Source organism: Streptomyces dysideae (assembly GCF_001514305.1).
GTDB lineage: Bacteria > Actinomycetota > Actinomycetes > Streptomycetales > Streptomycetaceae > Streptomyces > Streptomyces dysideae.
In genome coordinates, this window is sequence record NZ_KQ949110.1 from 20,354 (window position 1) to 37,140 (window position 16,787).

General features: G+C 70.5%; 10 protein-coding genes. 3 read left to right on the forward strand and 7 right to left on the reverse strand.

Annotated elements, in window-relative coordinates:
• Positions 1-70: 70 nt before the first annotated feature.
• From AQJ91_RS38555 to AQJ91_RS38565, 3 genes are all read right to left on the reverse strand, one after another.
• Positions 71-256: a hypothetical protein gene (locus AQJ91_RS38555; protein ID WP_067031521.1), complete on the reverse strand. Its 186-nt coding sequence runs from the start codon at positions 254-256 to the stop codon at positions 71-73.
• 85 nt (positions 257-341) lie between these two features.
• Positions 342-2,774: a DEAD/DEAH box helicase gene (locus tag AQJ91_RS38560; RefSeq protein ID WP_067031524.1), complete on the reverse strand. Its 2,433-nt coding sequence runs from the start codon at positions 2,772-2,774 to the stop codon at positions 342-344.
• 17 nt (positions 2,775-2,791) lie between these two features.
• Positions 2,792-3,577, reverse strand: coding sequence for an ankyrin repeat domain-containing protein (locus AQJ91_RS38565; RefSeq protein WP_234383296.1), 786 nt, complete (start codon positions 3,575-3,577; stop codon positions 2,792-2,794).
• Between the two features lie 368 nt (positions 3,578-3,945).
• On the opposite strand from AQJ91_RS38565, the gene tap reads away from it, so the two are divergent.
• Positions 3,946-6,186: a telomere-associated protein Tap gene (gene tap / locus AQJ91_RS38570; RefSeq protein ID WP_067031527.1), complete on the forward strand. Its 2,241-nt coding sequence runs from the start codon at positions 3,946-3,948 to the stop codon at positions 6,184-6,186.
• Between the two features lie 14 nt (positions 6,187-6,200).
• Positions 6,201-6,758 carry a telomere-protecting terminal protein Tpg gene (gene tpg, locus AQJ91_RS38575; RefSeq protein ID WP_067031530.1) on the forward strand — a complete coding sequence of 186 codons (558 nt, stop codon included), beginning with the start codon at positions 6,201-6,203 and terminating at the stop codon, positions 6,756-6,758.
• 132 nt (positions 6,759-6,890) lie between these two features.
• Here tpg and AQJ91_RS38580 read toward each other — a convergent pair whose 3' ends face one another.
• Together AQJ91_RS38580 and AQJ91_RS38585 are read right to left on the reverse strand one after the other, a co-directional pair.
• Positions 6,891-8,312 carry a hypothetical protein gene (locus tag AQJ91_RS38580; protein WP_199848138.1) on the reverse strand — a complete coding sequence of 474 codons (1,422 nt, stop codon included), beginning with the start codon at positions 8,310-8,312 and terminating at the stop codon, positions 6,891-6,893.
• A gap of 190 nt (positions 8,313-8,502) precedes the next feature.
• Positions 8,503-9,315, reverse strand: a complete 813-nt coding sequence (locus AQJ91_RS38585; RefSeq protein ID WP_067031533.1) for a competence protein CoiA family protein — start codon at positions 9,313-9,315, stop codon at positions 8,503-8,505.
• A 494-nt stretch (positions 9,316-9,809) separates the two neighbouring features.
• Here AQJ91_RS38585 and AQJ91_RS38590 point away from each other — a divergent pair, with 494 nt between their 5' ends.
• Positions 9,810-11,555 carry a serine/threonine protein kinase gene (locus tag AQJ91_RS38590; RefSeq protein WP_234383297.1) on the forward strand — a complete coding sequence of 582 codons (1,746 nt, stop codon included), beginning with the start codon at positions 9,810-9,812 and terminating at the stop codon, positions 11,553-11,555.
• Between the two features lie 449 nt (positions 11,556-12,004).
• Here AQJ91_RS38590 and AQJ91_RS38595 read toward each other — a convergent pair whose 3' ends face one another.
• Positions 12,005-14,677 carry a phospholipase D-like domain-containing protein gene (locus AQJ91_RS38595; protein WP_067031540.1) on the reverse strand — a complete coding sequence of 891 codons (2,673 nt, stop codon included), beginning with the start codon at positions 14,675-14,677 and terminating at the stop codon, positions 12,005-12,007.
• Entirely contained in the window at positions 14,674-16,389 is a 1,716-nt protein-coding gene (locus AQJ91_RS38600; RefSeq protein ID WP_159054751.1) for a trypsin-like peptidase domain-containing protein, read from the reverse strand. The genes AQJ91_RS38595 and AQJ91_RS38600 overlap by 4 nt, the downstream gene beginning before the upstream one ends.
• Between the last annotated feature and the right edge of the window lie 398 nt (positions 16,390-16,787).

The following is a 16,787-nucleotide window of genomic DNA, read 5'->3' on the forward strand; positions in this document are numbered from 1 at the left end:
ACAGCATGGCGGGAGAGGGGAACAGTCAGGTGCCCGTCCGCAGCTCCCCCCAGGGGCAACGGCCGCATGCCTACAGGGCGCTGGGAGGCTGCTTCGGTTCGAAGGTGCTTCGTGGGGTGCTCGGCTGGGGGGCGGACGCCTGGCGCAGGACCTGAGCCAGGTCGCGGTGTATCCGGTCGGCTTCCCCGCGGACCTGGACGAGGACGTCGCCGCGTTCGGCGACGAGGCGGTCGTAGACGGGGGTCTGCTGGAACACGGTGGGGCGGTTTCCCTTCAGCGGGCGGTACGCCGGACCGGCGCAGCATACGGGCCCCAGACACGCCCCGCTGGCAGCGGGGTGTTCAGGCCAGGACGGCGGGGACGGCGGCCTCGGTTGTCCAGTCGCCGTCGAAGAGGGCGGCAACCAGGCAGGCGTGAGTCTCGGGGAGCTGGCCGGTGCGGTGCTTGGTGCGGGCTTTGGCGAGCCAGGCGCCGATCTTGACGGTGTCACCGTCGACGCGGATGGTCTCGCGGGCGGTGGGGGCGCGGCCTTCGCGGTGGAGGAAGAGTTCCAGGAGCTGGACGGTCTGTTCGAAGGTGCGGCGGGTGCGGCGGGCCGGGGCGAGGGGGTTGGTGTCGGGGGTGAGGCCGAGAGCGGTCATCAGGTGCTGCTGGCGGGGGTGGAGGGCGGCCCAGGTGGTCAGTTGGCGGTGGAGCCAGGAGCCGATCTTCACCCCGGCCAGGAGAGTGTCGCGGGTGAGGGCGGCCGGGTCGGCGCCGGAGGCGAGGTGGGTGCGCAGCAGGTGGTATTTGCGGTGCCAGTCCGCGCCGTGGGGAAGGCGCCAGTCGGAGGCAAGTGCGGTGAGGGCGTCGGCGCGGGCGACATCGAGGGTGTTCTTGGCGGCGAGGTGGCGTTGTTCGGCGAGCCAGGAGCCGACGGGGGTGGTGGCGGGGGCGGCGAGGTGGCCGTGGGTGCGCAGGTAGTCGGCGGCGGCGGCGAGGCGGGCGCGCCATGCGGCGTCGTGCTTGTCCCAGATCATTCCGAGGGCGTCGAGTTCGGCGATCCAGTCGGCTTCGAGGCGGCCGGCGGTGAGGGCGTCGCGCATGGTGGTGATGAAGGTGCCCAGCCGGTAGCCGGTGGGGGCGGTGTAGTCGGTGGGCACGTCGAGGTGGCCGTACTGGTCGCGGTAGGACTGGGCGGCGGCGAGCCCTAGGCGGCGGGAGCGGGAGACAGCCGGGTCGCGGGGATCGAAGGCGGCCAGGTCCATGGCGCGCGCGATGCGTTCGGGGTGGACGGTGAAGTCGAAGTGCCAACGGCGGGCGATGACATCGCTGGTCTCACGTGGCAGGCGGTTGGCCTTGTCCGGGAGTCGCTCGAGGATGCGGTGGTCGTGGCTGGCCAGTGCGCAGGCGATCGCCCAGACGGGTTCGTAAGGAGTGCCGAGGATGTTCTCGCCGTCGGCGCCGGGCGGGACGTAGACGGGGACGATCAGGCTGGCGGTCTTTCCGGAGACGTCCAGGCGCAGGGCGCGGCCCAGGGCCTGGACGCAGCGGATGACGCTGCGGGTGGGGTCGGCGAAGGCGATGGCATCCACGCTGGGGATGTCGACGCCTTCGGCGATCAGGCGGGAGTTGGCGAGGATCGCGCAGTCGGCGGCAGCGAAGGCCGCGAAGGTGTCGGCGCGCTGGGCGGGGGTGTGCTCGCCGTGGGCGAAGAACAGCTCGGGGGTGATGTCCGGGACGAGGTCGGGGTCGGTGCGGGCCAGCAGGCGCAGGGTGTGGGGCAGTTCGCGGGCGAAGCGTCGGGCGTCGGAGACCAGGTTGAAGTAGACCAGGACTTTCTTCAGGCCGTGTTCGGTCATGGCGCGCAGGACGGACAGGTGCAGGGCGGTGGTGCGCAGCGCACTGTCCGGCCCGTCGCCCTCGCCGTCGCCGTTGCCGCCGGGGGTGGGGAGGTTCAGGCGGCGGCGCAGGTCGGCGTCGGTGAGGGTGGGCACCACGATGCGGTAGTCCGCCGCCCGGCCGTCGGCGACGGCCTGGGCGAGGGGGTATTCGAAGACCTTCTTTCCGTACACCTGCTCGTTGTCCATGGAGTTGGCGAACGCGTCCACGTCCGTGTCCGCTGCTGTGGTGCGGCGGCGGGGGCGGGTGACGTCGGCGGACTCGGCGAGCTCCGGCGCGGCGAAGATGCGGGGGGTGGCGGTCATGTAGAGGCGGCTGTCGGCGCGGATGCGCTGGGCGTCGTTGACGATGGCCCACTTCTTGTCGGCCCGGCCGGCGATCCGGTGTGCCTCGTCCATGACCGCGAGGTCGAACGGCGGGACCGCGTATCCCGTGCGCTGGGTCTGTTCGATCTTGTCCAGGGAGTCGTAGGTGCAGATCACCGTCAACGCGGGGATCTGGTCCTCGCCCTGGCCCACCACCGACATCAGAGCGCCCAGCGCGTGCGGGTCAGTGGTCGACATGACGCGGGCGGCGACCAGGTCGTCGCGGCCGCTGGTGTCCAGGGAGGAAACGATCACCATGTGCTCCAGGTGTCCGTCGCGGCGCCATGCCAGCGCGGTCTGCGCGGCCAGGTCCAGGGTGGGGACCACGAACAGCACCAGCCGCGCACCGAGTCCGTCCGCGGTCCGGATGGACACCAGTGTCTTGCCGGTGCCCGTCGCCGACACGAACAGCCCGCGGCTGCCCGCGCGCCGCAGATGCCGTACCAGCCGCTCGACTGCCTCGGCCTGGTCGGGGAAGAGCCGCACGCGCTCGGGGCGGCCGGGGCGCGGCAGTTCCGCCACAGTCATGACAGCTCTTCTCCGAGTCAGTGACTCCAGTAGTCGCGGCGGGGCAGTTCGACCCACACATCGGGCGGTCCAACTACGGCGCGCCTGTCGGTCAGGCGCAGTCCTGCGAAGGCGCAGGCGTAGGCGACGGCGCTGTGCTGGTAGAGGTAGGAGGCCAGCACCTCCGCAGAGGTGTCGTCTTCGTCCGGTGCTCCGCCGGGGTGCAGGTCCGAGCCTTCGATGATTCTGTTCCGGGCAATGCTGCCCTGGTTGCCGCTCTTGGGATTGGCGTACAGGCCGTAGCAGAGGGTGCCGGCGGACAACCGGGTCAGCACACCCGGCATCTGCGGCGCGTATCCCCAGGGCTGGGTGACGACGCAGCCGCCCGGCACGGACGTCAAGCCGACGATGTGCTGGCTCTCGTCCATGTCATAGGCGTAGGGATCCTCCAACATCTCCTGCAGCTCATCGAGGAGTTCGCCGTCCACCACCGGCGTCGCCTGGAGACGGCGCACCGCCTCGGTCGCGTCGATGCCGGCCACGCAGGCCAGCCCCGTGCCGTCGTAGTAGAACTCGCCCAGTGCCGTGGTGAGGCGATGGGCCTCCTGCGCTGCCGCACGCTCGGTGTCGGTCAGGGCCACCCCTTCCGGTACCGGGAACAGGCCCGGCGTCGGCCCGGCCAGGCTCAGCCGCCCTGGTGACCAGCCGCCGATCGACAGCCGCCAAGGATCGGCCCCGGCAGCGGCGAGCGCTCGTGCGTTCTCCGGCTTCCTGGACACGACGGCCTCCCAGAGCGCCGTCACCCCGTCCTCCAGCGCGTCCACATCCGCAACTCGACCAGCCAACTCCGCAACGACCTCCGAGACCCGAACACCGCCGCACGATGCAGCGGCCGACTCCCGCCCCATCTCTCCGGATCGGCGCCTCCACCAAGACGACGGCGAATCTCCTCGGCATCCGTCCAGTCCCAGCCCATGCCGGCCCACCCGTCGCCCGCTGTTGCCACCGATCCCCCTCCGACACATCGCATGCTTTCGCGCTACTTCGTCGACCCCCGATGACATCCCTCAAGGCCGCCGGCAGGCGACCTTATCACCCCGGGACACGCCCCGCACGCTAGATGTGCGTGATTCGTACGCTACTGGTACGCGATAGGAACGTTTCAGGGTAGGGTGAGAGACGGAGGTGCCCCATGTCCGAGTTGTTCGACGCGGTCGACGCGCTGGTCGCGTCCCGCTCCCCGCTGCCGCCGCCGGCCGAGCGCAGGCGGCTGCGTCAGGCGCACGCGCTCACCCTGGATGAGGTGGCCGCTGCCCTGGGCGTGCGGCGGGCGACCGTGGGCGGCTGGGAGTCGGGCAAGGCCGAGCCGCGGCCCCCGGAGCGGGAGGCGTACGCGCGCCTGCTGAAGCAGCTCGCCCAGCTTTACCCCGCCCCCCAGGACACCGGCGCCCCGCAGGAGGAGGCGGCGAGGCCGCAGACGCTCACCACGCAGGCGTCCGCAGCGCAGGCTCAGCCCCCGGCCGGGGCACCGGAGGCTACGGCCACAGCTGAGGCCGAAAAGGCCCCGCCCACTCCCCCGGCGACTGCTGCCGCACCGGCCGCCGTAGCACGTCCGCACGCCGCCCGGGCGCCGCAGACCTCGCGCCGCCCGGGCATGAAGAAAGCCGCCCCCGCGGGCACTGCAGTATCGGGGGGTGCGTACGCGCACGGTCCGCTGCTCGTCCTCGACGCCGACTCCGACCGGCGGGTGACCGGCTACGGCGTCGGCGGTCTGATCATGGACGTGCCCGCCAAGTCGCTGCCCGCGCTGGTGGAGTGGACGCTCACCGAGGCGCGGCTAGGGGCGGAGAAGCTGCACGGTTCAGGCAAAGACGCCGACCCGCTGCTGGTGCTCACCGAGGCCGCGTGCGAACGCTACGGGCTGCCCGCCGCCCTGTCAGATTCCGAGCGGCTCGCCGGACGGCTGCCGGAGGGGCACAAGGTCATCAGGCAGCTCGAGCGCGCCGACTGGCAGCTGACCAAGCGCGGGCTGGGGCCGTGGGCGCGGATCTACCGCCCCGCCCAGGGCAGCCGCCGCCAGTGCGTGCAGCTGTGCATCCCCTCCTGGCGTGCCCTGGACGGCCGTGCCTGGGGCCATGCCGCGCAGCTTTTGTCGCCGGAGCTGGCCCGGGTGCTGGGGGTGTACGCGGCCCGGGTGATGACGCCGGTCGGCTCCACCGCCGTGACCGGGCTGCAGCTGATGACCGCGCTCAGCCCGCCGACCCGCGCGAGCGAGCCGGACGCCGATGGCAGGCGGCACCGCGAGCACCGGCCCGGCTCGCTGGGCAGCGAGCCGGTGGACTCCGCGCCGTGCGAGGCAATTGACGGGCACCCGGTCCTGGCCCATCTGCCCCGCTTCCACGTGCGCGGGCCCGGCGAGAGGCTGTTCGAGGAGGCCTACGACTGGGCGCGGGACCTGACCGATGCCGAGTGCATGCAGCGGCACCTGGTCGGCCTGGATGTGAACCTCGCCTTCGGCGCGGCCGCCAACGGAGCCGTCGTCGGCCTAGCCTCGCCGCCCGTGCACGTCACCCGCCCCGCCTTCGATGCGGCGATGCCCGGCTCCTGGCTGGTCGACCTCTCCCACGTCGACCTCGCCCGGGTGAAGGTCGGCAAGCAGTGGCGCGACCTGGACGGCGTGCTGCTGCCCAGCCCGTTCACGCCGACCGGCAAGCGCCCCACCGGTCCGGCCTGGTACGCCACGCCGACGGTCGCCTACGCCGTCGAGCTCGGCTACGACGTCACACCGGTGGAGGCGTGGGTGCGCCGTGAGAGCGGCCGGTTCCTGGACGGCTGGTACAAGCGGCTGCGCGACGCCTACGTCGCCACCATGGCGGACCTCGGCGTCGCGGAGAAGCTGTCCCCGCAGGAGTTCCTGGAGGCGATGGACGGCTACAAGAGCCGTGATCCGGAGCTGGGGATCGTGGTGGACGCGGTCAAGATGACCGTCAAGGGCGGCATCGGCAAGCTGCAGGAGAAGGCGCGCGGCGGGGGCTGGAAGCCGGGGCAGGCCTGGCCCGCCCTCGCCCGCCCGACATGGCGCCCCGACATCCGCGCCACCGTCATCTCCCGGGCCCGCATCAACATGCACCGCAAGATGCTCAACCTCGCGGCGGCCACCGGCCGTTACCCGGTCGCGGTCCTCTCGGACTGCGCGGTGTACGCGGCCGACGGCCCCAGCCCGCTGGACGTCCTGCCTTACGGCGCCGACGGCAAGACGGTGCCGGGCAGCTTCCGGCTGGGGGTCTCGCCCGGGATGGTCAAGCACGAGGGCACCCAGAGCGTGCTGTGGGGGGCGGACGTCCTCGAACAGCTCGGCGCAGACGGCCATGTCGCCAACCTCGCCCGCTACATCAAGACCGGCGAGGTCACCGCCAAGGACACCGGAGAATAAGGAGCGTTACGGCGATGGTCACGGTCGGGGAGGAACTCGACAAGGCGGTGCAGGGCGCGTTCACGCGTCCCGTTCCCAAAACGGCCGGGGCGCAGATGCGCTACCTGGTCAAGCAGCACCAGCGCAGCACCCAGCGCGTAGCCGAGCTGCTCGGCATCAGCCAGCGCACGGTCGAGCGGTATGTGAAGAACCAGATCAAAACCCCCCGGCCCGAGCTCGCCCGCCGCCTCGCACACGAAGTCCGCACGCGCTGGCAGCCGCAGATCCGTGCCAGGGCGAAGGAGGCCGCGGCCACCACTAGCGGCATCATGATCGATGTGCAGGCGAGGTTCGGCTACACCGCCGCCGCCGGCAGCACCGACCAGGCCCGTGTGCGTCACCTCACCCTCGCCCTGCCGCCCCGTCACGCCGCCCGCCTCCTTGCAGCCCAGGAGGCAGGGGTCGACGAGGACGAGCTGCGTCAGGTCGCGGCCGAGGCCCTGGGTGAGGTGTACTTCCGCGACAACGGCCGCCGCGCCCACGGCCTCGAAGTGGAACTCAAAGACCTCGTCGACCTGCAGTTCGAGCTGTAGCGCGGGCGGGGCACCGGGAGCAGGAGAACAGGAACTGAGCCGAAGCACGATGGTTGTCACCAAGGCAGGCGTGCTGTCACCAGGCCCGCCGGGCGGCGAGTGTCGAGCAGGGTTCCGGACCGCGGTGCAGTCTCAGCTGTCCACCCCGGCCTCCCACTTGCGCCGGCGCAGCACGTAGTCGCTGAAGAGGTGTCGGCTCCGGTCGAGCAGTTCCCCCACCTCCGCATCACCGCGCCGCACGTCCGCCGACGGATGCCAGCGCTGCACGGATTGGCCGGCCCAGGTGCGCAGCTTCACATCCGGGTCCTCCAACAGGCCGACCGCCACCCGTAGCGCCACGATGCCGCCGCGCGCGTCGAGCAGCCGGAATGCGCCCACGCGGACGTGCCGCGGCCGCTCGAGGCCGGTGCGCTCCAGTAGCCAGTCGGCGTGCAGTTCTTTTGCCGAAGGCAGCAGGGCGACGGCCGTCTCGCGGACGACACCGGCGGCAGGGTCGTCGAGGAGCGGCCGCAACTGCTTCGCATCCACGCAGTCCAGTGCCCGCAGCCCTGCCACCGCTCGCGCCCGCACCCCCGCCGCCGGGTGCGCGAGCAGCGGCCACAACAGCCCTGCGTCCGCGCGGTTCCCGCACTCGGCCAGCCCGATGACCGCACCGGGCGGCAACTCGGGGTCGTCCGCGGCCGTGCACCGCTCCCGGTACCAGGCCGCCGGATCACCTCCCTGCTGTCGTACGACATACCGTGCGCAAGCACGCACGAGCGCGGACCGGTCGCTGAGAAACGGCTCCGCGTGCTCTGACCGCCCCGCCCGCCGCAGCGCGGTGACGCCGGCCGAGCGGGTACGCGGGTTGCGCGCGGACAGCAGTGGAGGCAGCACATCCTCGTAGGCCTCCTCATCCCCAAGAACCGTGAGCGCCGCTGTGGCACACAGGTCCTGGACCACGGTGTCCTCGTCCCGGGCGGCCGCGCGGGCCAGCTCGGCGGGACGGAGCAGTCGGCCTTCGACGGCCAGCCGGTAGGCGAACCGACGGACGATGCGGTCGGGGTCAGCGAAGAGTACAGCGAGCTGCCCGTGAGATGCCTGACGCAGAATGTGGCCGAGCGCATCGACGCCGAAGGCGCCTCTGTCGCGGCGGCCGACGCGGAGGATGAGCGGCGCGAGGTCGAGGGCAGAGTCCACGTTGAGAGCTTCGCGCAGCAGCCGCCGGGCCTGCTCGCGCACCGGCTCGACCCAGTCGGTGCAGCGGATCACGACCAACGGCAGCAGGCCGGGGTACCGGACCGACTGGCGCAGGGCCTCCTGACGGATCCGCCCGTCGCGGTGGCAGAGGGCGAGTGCGAGCCGGGACTCGCCGAGCTGAGTGAGGTCGGCGGGCAGTGGGGCGGAGTGTTCCCACCCCGGCAGGAACTGCGGGCGGTACCAGGCCACCTCGCGTACTGCTGCGTCCAGCGCGAGCCAGTCAGCGGGGTCGGCGACATCGAGCGTGCTCTGCAGCGGCGCATCTCCCGCGAGCCGCATCGCTGCCACTGCCCTGTCCTCGATGTCCTCGAGCATTTCCGCCCCTCCAGCAGTCGTACCAGGTGATCGTAGGGGCGGGGATCGCACAGGGCGCTCGAAATACGGCCCGTGATGGCCGAGGGCCGCCGCCCGGCACCCACCACAAGGCGCACGCTCGCCGACAGTCGGGTGGCGACGCCTACGGGGAGTCCTCGGCTCCCGCACCCGTGGTGGGGGGCGTCGCAGGTCATGCGGGTGCGGGCCGTGTGGCCTGCATCGACGCGGCGTACTCTTCGGCCGCCGTGACGTCCTCGGGGGCTGCCCACCCGTCGTAGCGGGTGCCCAGGGCTGTGGTGGCCGTTCGGGGGACGAGGCGGCTGTACAGAAGAGCGTCGACGAACTGTGGGAGATCCCGTTCCTCGCCGTGGTCCCAGCTGGCGTGAACAGGGCCGTGCCAGAACGGGCTGGGGTCGCAGACCTCCGCGCAGGCCACGACGCTGAACCGGCGCACGAGCGGGTGCAGACGGATCCACGGCCCGTCCGGCCCTGCGGGACGGTACAGGCGGGCGGCGGGCACCCGGTCGAGCCAGCGCGCGGCGCGGTGCGTGAACCAGACCACGCCGAGGCCGTCGTCCTGGTAGCGGCGGGTGCGCTCGAGGACCTCGTCGACCGACGCGGAGGAGACCTGCGCCTCCAGAGCGGTCCGCGCTCCTGACAGCGCGGTGACGAGGACGTCGGCCCGCCAGCCGCCGTGCGCGGCGCGCACCTCCAGCTCCGCCCGGTGGCCGGTCTCCCGCGCGGCGGCGGCCAAGGCCCGCTTGAGAGCACGGTGTTCCTCCGTCTCGCCGGCGGCCGCGCAGGTGGTGCTGCGGCGGTCGTGTGCGAAGAACCGCCCACCGCGTCCGGACACCTTCGCGTGCATCGCCAGCCCGCATTCCGTGCAGGCCAGCACCGGCCTCGGCCGCACCCGGTACACCGCCTCCCAGGCCATGCCGACACCGAGACCGTCGAGGGTCACATCCAGCGTCCCGTGCCCGTACAGGCGCGCGGTCAGTGGCATCGGCACGCTCCCCTTTCACTGATCGGCTGCGGGTATCCCTCCAGCCTGCCCGCCCAGTAGCCACAAAGTCGACCGGCCCGCACGTGAGTTGCCCCAGCGAAGCATGACCCGGCACCGGGCGGCGGCCCGCTGGCGCGTGGGGTCCGATCAGGAGACCGGCAGGCGGCGAGGGGCCCGGCGAGAATCACGAGCGGCCTCCGGCTGCGGGCGGACTGTACAGAAATCTGCGGCACGTAGTTACATCTGGTGGGCGTCGATGTCGCCTGCGGTGATCAGTGCGTCGCGTAGTTCCTGTGTGCGGCGGGCGGGAGTTGGCCAATCGCGACCTGGAGGCTGCGGGCGTGCTGGCGGACGGTGTCCCGCCACGGGTCGGTACTGAGGCGACGGGCAGGGCAGTAAGGTGCGCGGCTTCGGGCTTGCCTGGGTGGTGGGCTGCGCGTTCGGCGATGTGGTCGGTGTTGGGCAGGGCGGGTGTATGGCGGATCGAGGCGAGGGTGAGCTGGCAGGGTGAGGACTGGCAGCGGCATCTGCCATCGCCTCCGGTTGCGCAGGTAGTCGATACGATTGATCACCACTTTTGGCGTATGCGTGCTGTTGATCACCAGGGGGAAGCAATCGTGTCCAGCCGTGTTCAGTCATTGCAGCAAGGTGATCCGCAGCGTGTCGGCCCCTACCGCGTTGTGGGGCGCCTTGGGTCCGGCGGCATGGGCACCGTGTATGCCGCGCTCAGCGGTGCTGGGGAGCGGATGGCTGTCAAGGTCGTGCATCCGGCGCAGGCCGCCGCCGACGAGTTCCGTGCTCGGTTCCGGCGGGAGGTCCACCTGTCCCAGCGTGTTGCGGGGGCCTGCCTGGTCCCGGTGCTTGATGCTGACCCCGATGCGCCCAGTCCGTGGCTCGCTACCGCTTTCGTACCCGGTCCCACCCTCGACCGGTACGTGGCCGCCAGCGGGCCCCTGGCCGGGGCCCGTCTGTACACCTTGGCCGCGGGTACCGCAGCCGCACTGTCCGCAGTCCACGAAGCCGGTGTTGTCCACCGGGATGTGAAGCCCCAGAATGTCATTCTGGCGCCTTCGGGACCGATGGTGCTGGACTTCGGCATCGCTCATGCCTTGGACGGGACTTCCGTCACCCGCACTGGCGTGATGACGGGCACGCCGGGGTGGATCAGCCCTGAGCATTACCGCACCGGGACGGTCGGCCCAGAGGGCGATGTGTTCGCCTGGGGTGCCCTGGTCGCCTACGCGGCAACAGGGCGTCTTCCCTTCGGCAGCGGTGCTGCGGACGCCGTGGCTTTTCGTGTCCTGTCCGCCGAGCCCGACCTTGACGGCATGGGCGATGATCTGCGCCAGCTGGTGGATAGGGCCCTGTCGAAGGAACCCTCCAGCCGGCCGGCAGCATCCGAACTCGCACAAGTGTGTGGTGAGTTGCTTGCCAGCCAGACCACAGCCGTCACCGGGCCCGCCGATCTGCCTCAGCCGACGCTGATAGCCGACCTGGTCGGTCTCAATTGGGATCTGCCGTCCGACGAGCCGATCTGGCCTGCCCCCTCGAAACGCACCGGCCGTACTCGCCTGTACCTGGCGGTCGTCGCAGCCGCTGCCGTCGTGGGGAGCCTCGGTGGCGTCCTCGTCGCCACGCAGTCATCCACCGCCGCAGGGGGACCGGCCTCCGCACCCGGCGGTCAGAGAACGTCGGCCGCCGGCCTCACGCCTGCAGCACAGCACACCGCCAGCCCTGAAACCGGCCCCGCGCTGACCACCTCCGACGTACCGGCATCCTCCTCGCCGAGCCCTCGTTCATCGGCTGCCCCCTCCCCCGCTTACACCCGCAGCGACAGCACTCAGCCAACCGTTGAGGAGTGGGCCGCCGCCCGGGTACCGGCCACACAGGCGGAGAAAGCCGCCGCACAGCGCCTGCGCGAGGGCGCTGCTCCCGTCCTTCAAGGGCAGCAGTACATGGGCGACGAGGTGACCGTCACGTTCAACCCCTCGGCGCAGACGATGTTCGTCACCTTCGGCCCTGGCATCTACCCCGAAGGGCAGAGCTACCAGGACGATGCCGGCTGGACCGACATCGTCCGCGGTCTGATGTTCGGCAGCTGCGCAGAAGCCCAGCAGGACTTCCACGACGACATCACCTGGCCCTACGGTCGTGCCGCCGTCGTCTACCGCGAGTCCATGGCCAGCCCTCTCATCGCCAACTTCCGAGAAGTCACCCACACCGACAGCTGCCGCGTATAGCCACAGCACCTCCGCGGAAACCACGGACTCCTACTGCAGGGCCGCAGGGGGCGCGCGGGAGTGTCTAATTTAGACACTCCCACCGCACGCCGGTGATCTGCATGATGGCGTGCGGATCACCCCGGTGCCGTCTCGAGTCTGGCGCTGGCGGATCATGCGTACGACGTCATCGCCGTTCGACTGCCCCGGGGAGTGGGCTGGCGGCGCCCCGGGCCACCTGCAGCGCCACCGCCAGCCGCGGGCGCGGCGCGGGCCGACGCTGGCCTGTGGACACCGCACCATCTCCCGTCAGGCCGCGGCCGAGATCCAAGCCAGCGGCAGCGCCCCCCTCTTGAGCCGTCAAGGGGCACGGGGAGAACAGGTCCGGCCGATCCGAGCCTCGCGGCTCGAGACCATCTGCTTCCCCGGGCCCTGTCCCGCGCGCCGTCGTCCCCGTCACTCGCCCGGCATCAAAGCGTCGTCGCATATTCGGCGGGGAAGAGGTCGGCGAGGACGCCGCCTGCCGCACAGAGTTCCTCAAGGGCTCCGCGGGTGAGTGGCCGAGCCGACTCGGCCAACGTCTCGCCCACGCCGGGCAGGTAGGCGATCGTCTCATCGGTCACGAACGCGAGACGCCAGCCGCAGTCGGCGGCGATCAGGACGACTCCATCGCACCGGCGATAGTGCCGTGCCGCGACGACCAGACGGGGCACGCGCGCGTCGATGAACGGGGTGGTTATGCCGCGGACATCGAGCCGGAGCTGGACGGCCGTTACACCCGGCGACGCTGCCAGCCTCAGCTCGTCCAGGCCGAACTCTTCAGCCGTGCGGGCGCACCAGAGGTCGTCGTCGATGAAGTCGATGGCGGCGAGTAGCTGATCGTCGGCCACGTCACAGGTGATGTTTTGTCTGGTTATAGCGGATAGGTAATGGCTTGTCGTCTCGGTCGGATCGAGCAGGCCGTGGGCGAGGGCCGCCGCAAGGACCGGTTTGACGGCGACGACGCGTTCGCGCCGGTCGCTGCCAGGCTGAATCACCAGCCAGCACAGAGCCGCGACGGTTTCGGGCAGCCAGGCGGGCAGCCGGTTGAGCACTTGCGTTCGGGTCGGCTCGTCGAGCTGGTCGAGCCAGCCGTCGCCCTGGCCGGTCCCTACGAACGGCCGTAGCCACAGCTGCCATATCTCGTCCAGGTCGTCGTCGGTGAGCTCGGCTCGCTCCGGGTGGCGGGCTTGGTCGAGGCGGAGGTGGGCGAGGGTAATGGTCATCACGGCGAAGTTCCCGGCGGGGGCGAACGGATCGACCCATACAAGGCGTGGATCGGTTTGCGCGGCGGCCCAGCGGCGCAGGACGTTCCGGGCGCGCACCCTGATTCGCGTGGACGGCTTCCAGGAGCGGGGCGGCCTGTGCTGACCGTGGTCAGGTTGCTCGTGTGTGCGGTCGAGGAGCTGTGCGAGCAGCGAATGCGCGTGCGGGCTGGCCGTGGCGGGGGTACGGGCGCGGAGTGCCTCGAGCAGTTCGACGAGCGGTTCGGCGCCATCGAGCGTATGGCGCCTCCACACGCGGTTGTAGACACTCGCCCGGGGGTCGCGGGCGAGCTGTTCACGTTCGAGGCGGTCCCACAGGTCGTCATCCGTCTGTTCACCGTGCTCGCCACGGGCCTCCGCTGCGGTACCGGTGGTCGTGGCCAGTTCGCTGACGTCCATGGTGAGGTTGCGGTGCAGCCGGATGAGCGCCCGGCCGAGAGGTGTGTCCAGGTCTGCGCCGTGGAGTTCGGGGGGAATGTCGCCGCCGGAGCGGGCCGAGTTCTTGATGAGCGTGGCGGCGAGGGCGGCGGGGTCGTCGACGATGACACGGTTCGACAGGACTTGCTTGTCGGCGTCGAGGAGTTGGACAAGTCGGCCTTCCAGCGGCCCGGCGGTCAGCGCACGGCCGTTGTCGCCGACGGTGAGGGGCTGGCGGCATGTGAGGTCGTCGAGGAGCCAGTCGTCGCTCCAGGGTGGCTCGGTCGTGATCTCGATCCGGCCATCGGGAAGCGCGGTGGCGGTCACAAGCTGCACAGTTGGGGATTCCGGCTCCGGGTGGGTGCGGAAGCTGAGGGACGTCAGAGCTCGGAGACTGTGTTCCCGGACCGTCGTGCCGGGCGGCACGAAAGCGACCCGAACCTCATCGGCCTCCAGCGGGGCTAGGACGGCGAGTTCGATGTTGCCTTGGGTGGCGTGGGTCAGCCTGAGCGCGGCGCTCGAGAGGTTCGCCGATCCGGACACCAGCCACGCTCGCGGTCCCGCCAGAATGCCGATGAGCTTGGCGTGGACGAACTGATCGGGCTCATAGGCAGCCACGGACACGCCAGCGCCGCTTGCGGCAAGCCGCTCGGCGAGTCGCTCGCCGTTGACGCTGGTCGACCCGGTGACGAAGAGGTTCACCTTTTCGGGCTTCAGCATGTCGAGCAGGGCGCCGACTGCGACGGCATTGGCGTCGTAGAAGGGAGCGGCCAGCCATAGCTCGTTCACCCGAGCTCCCGACTCGGCGACTACGGCTGCGAGCTGGTCGGCGATCGGGGTGTCAAGGTTGTGCAGCAGGGGCGATGGCACGTGCTGGGTGGCCACGGCCGGGGACGGGATCTGGCCTTCGAGGTGCTGGAACCGTGCTGCGAGCGTGGTGTCACCGACTATGCCGACGAGGCGCCGCATCCACGATCGCCACGCGGCGATGGCGGCGTCGCCGACCGGGGTGCCAGACCGGAAGGTGGTGAACGCCTCGCGGCCGTCGTCCAGACCTCCGGCCAACAGGTTTCCGGAACCGACCAGCAGCGTGGCCCTGGCACCGGTGACCGCCAGATAGGATTTGGGGTGGAATGCCCCGCTGATTCGGACACCGCGCAGGAGCCAGCGGCGGTTCACCGGTGCGAGCGTGTCGGCGCGCTCCGCTGGTATGCGGGAGAGGCTGGTGGTGAGACGCCGGTGGTCCGCCAGCACGGCGATGTTGAGCGGCGGTTCGCCGAGCCGGGCGAGGAGGAACTCGTTGAACAGTGCGAGATCCATGGTGTACGTCGTGGCCCATAGCGCCTGCGCGCCGCCGGTGAAGAGTTCGACGATGGGCTGGACTCTGGGTATCACCGGACCGTTTTCGGGAGTGTCCGTCATCCGAGGACCTCTTCGACGAATCTCATGCCCCGTGCGGTCAGAGTTGCAGGACATTTATCGTCGTCGGTCTCGCTCCACAAGCCGAGGTCCCAAGTGAGGGACGACAAGGGCGCATTGCGAACAGCTGCCAGCGGGAACCGCCCGATTCCATGGTCGTAGAAGCGCAGCAGGCCGTCCTCCCAACGGAAGCGGAAGGTGAGTTCCGGCAGCTTCGAGTACGCGATCCGCTCATGGACGGGGATGACGAACCGTGACACCAGCCACCACAACGTGTCCGCCACAGTGGGGCTATCGGCCAGATGGCTGCCCAGGGCTGCGATGACGCCAGCGATCGAGGGCTGCCATCCCGACCTGATGCCGGCGGCCTTCTGCCAGCCGTCTCCTGCGCGGCCTTCCATCCGGCGGGCCAGCTCAAGCACCACCACAAGACCGGAGGAGGCGGTATCGAGCCGGCTGGTGAGCCGTCGCAGATCGTCCAGCGGTGCAGTTGCCACATCCACGTCGGTGCCATCGGTATCCGGAACGGCGAGCGTCCCGGCCGCCAGCTGGGCGGCGAGGGCCGTGGTCAAAGAGGTCGGGTCAAGGTCCGGTTGCCCGGCAGCCAGACCAGCAGCGACCCTGCGCACCTCATCCCAAGTGAGGCCCCGGCCAAGATCACGGGTGCGGGTCAGGCCGGCTCGGCAGAACTCGGACCAAACCGAGCAAAGCGCCTCCTGCCAGACGTCTTTGGCTATCAGCGCAGCCCACTGACCCGCTACCACGGCATGGGCTTCGCTGCGGGGCGCCGGCGGCGACCACAGCGCGTCCCGGTACGCGGTCTCCGAGGCGACGACGCTCGGGTCAGTGTCGAGGAGCGAGAGGTAGTGGCCAACGCTGAGGCGCCGTTGCCGCACCCCCGCCTCCGAGAACACCTCCCCGACCACTGTCGGACCATCGTCGACGCCCAGCAGTTCGCTGTTTTCACCGACCACGGTGGAGAGCACTTCGGCGTCCGGGGTGTCCGTACCGAACAGCGCAGCGTGGACGGCGTCACGCTCTTCAGGCAGCTCCCGCAGTCGACACAAACAGGCGACATGGGCGTACTCATCGATCACATCAGCCGGCAGGTCGTCGGCCGTCCACATGACACGCTGGTAGTACGCGGTGTGCTCCACGGCCGACTTGAATGTGTTCGCGAGCCGCCGAGCCCGGTCGGTGTCGTAGAGCACGTCGATGGGGATCGGCCGACCGCCGAGCAGCGTCCCTGTTCTGGCCACGATGCCGAACTCGGCCATCGGCGAACGGTAGTACAGCCCGTAGCCGCCAAAGGCGCTCTCCACCGATTCACCCCGCCCATAGGGCCCCGGCCCCATCGCCAGGCCGCTCAGTTTGCGGGCCCCCACCGGACTCGATCCGCAGTCCCGGGGGCAGCGCAGTACAGCCAGGCCGTACTCCCACTCCCGACGTTTGATGAATGCCGACAGCGTATTGCCGTCAGCCGCGAGGTGCCGGTCGCGGTACTCGGCGAGCAGGAAGGCGTGGAACGAGAAGTAGCGGGCCCGCCGCGACAACTCCAGGATGCCGGGAAGCAGGACCGGCATCAGCCGGTCCTGCGTGGTCGTCTGGAGTCCGAGCGGGTCCCGGCCTTCTTTGAGTTTCAGCGAGGCCTCGATCCAGGCGGGTGCAGGCACCTTCGTCCCGTCTGCCCTCAGCCCCTCAAACTGCACTGTCACCTGTTCGCGTCTCCCATGCGCCGACTGCAGAGGTTCACCGTAGAGGTCCGGTCGCGAGCAGGGCACGACCGAGAACTCGAGTTCCGAAAAAACGCCGCAGCTGTTGGAGGAAGGAGCGCAGCAGGTCAGTGGCCCGGTACCCGCCGCTACCTGAAATACCAGCTGCAGCAGGCGCTCAGGCCGCGAAACTGCCCGCGGTGGCAAAGGAGCAGGCGCCGTCCGGGGCTGCCAATCGTCGGTATTTTCGCCGCCTGTGGCCGTTCTGAACGTGCTGCCTCATGACCGGCAAACCCGCCGCGCCCGCACGGCGACATGGACGGCGACACCCTGCGGTCGCGGCCCGAGGGTGGCAGGACCGTGCCGTGCAGCCGCACTGGTCCGTCGGGCGAGCAGCAGCT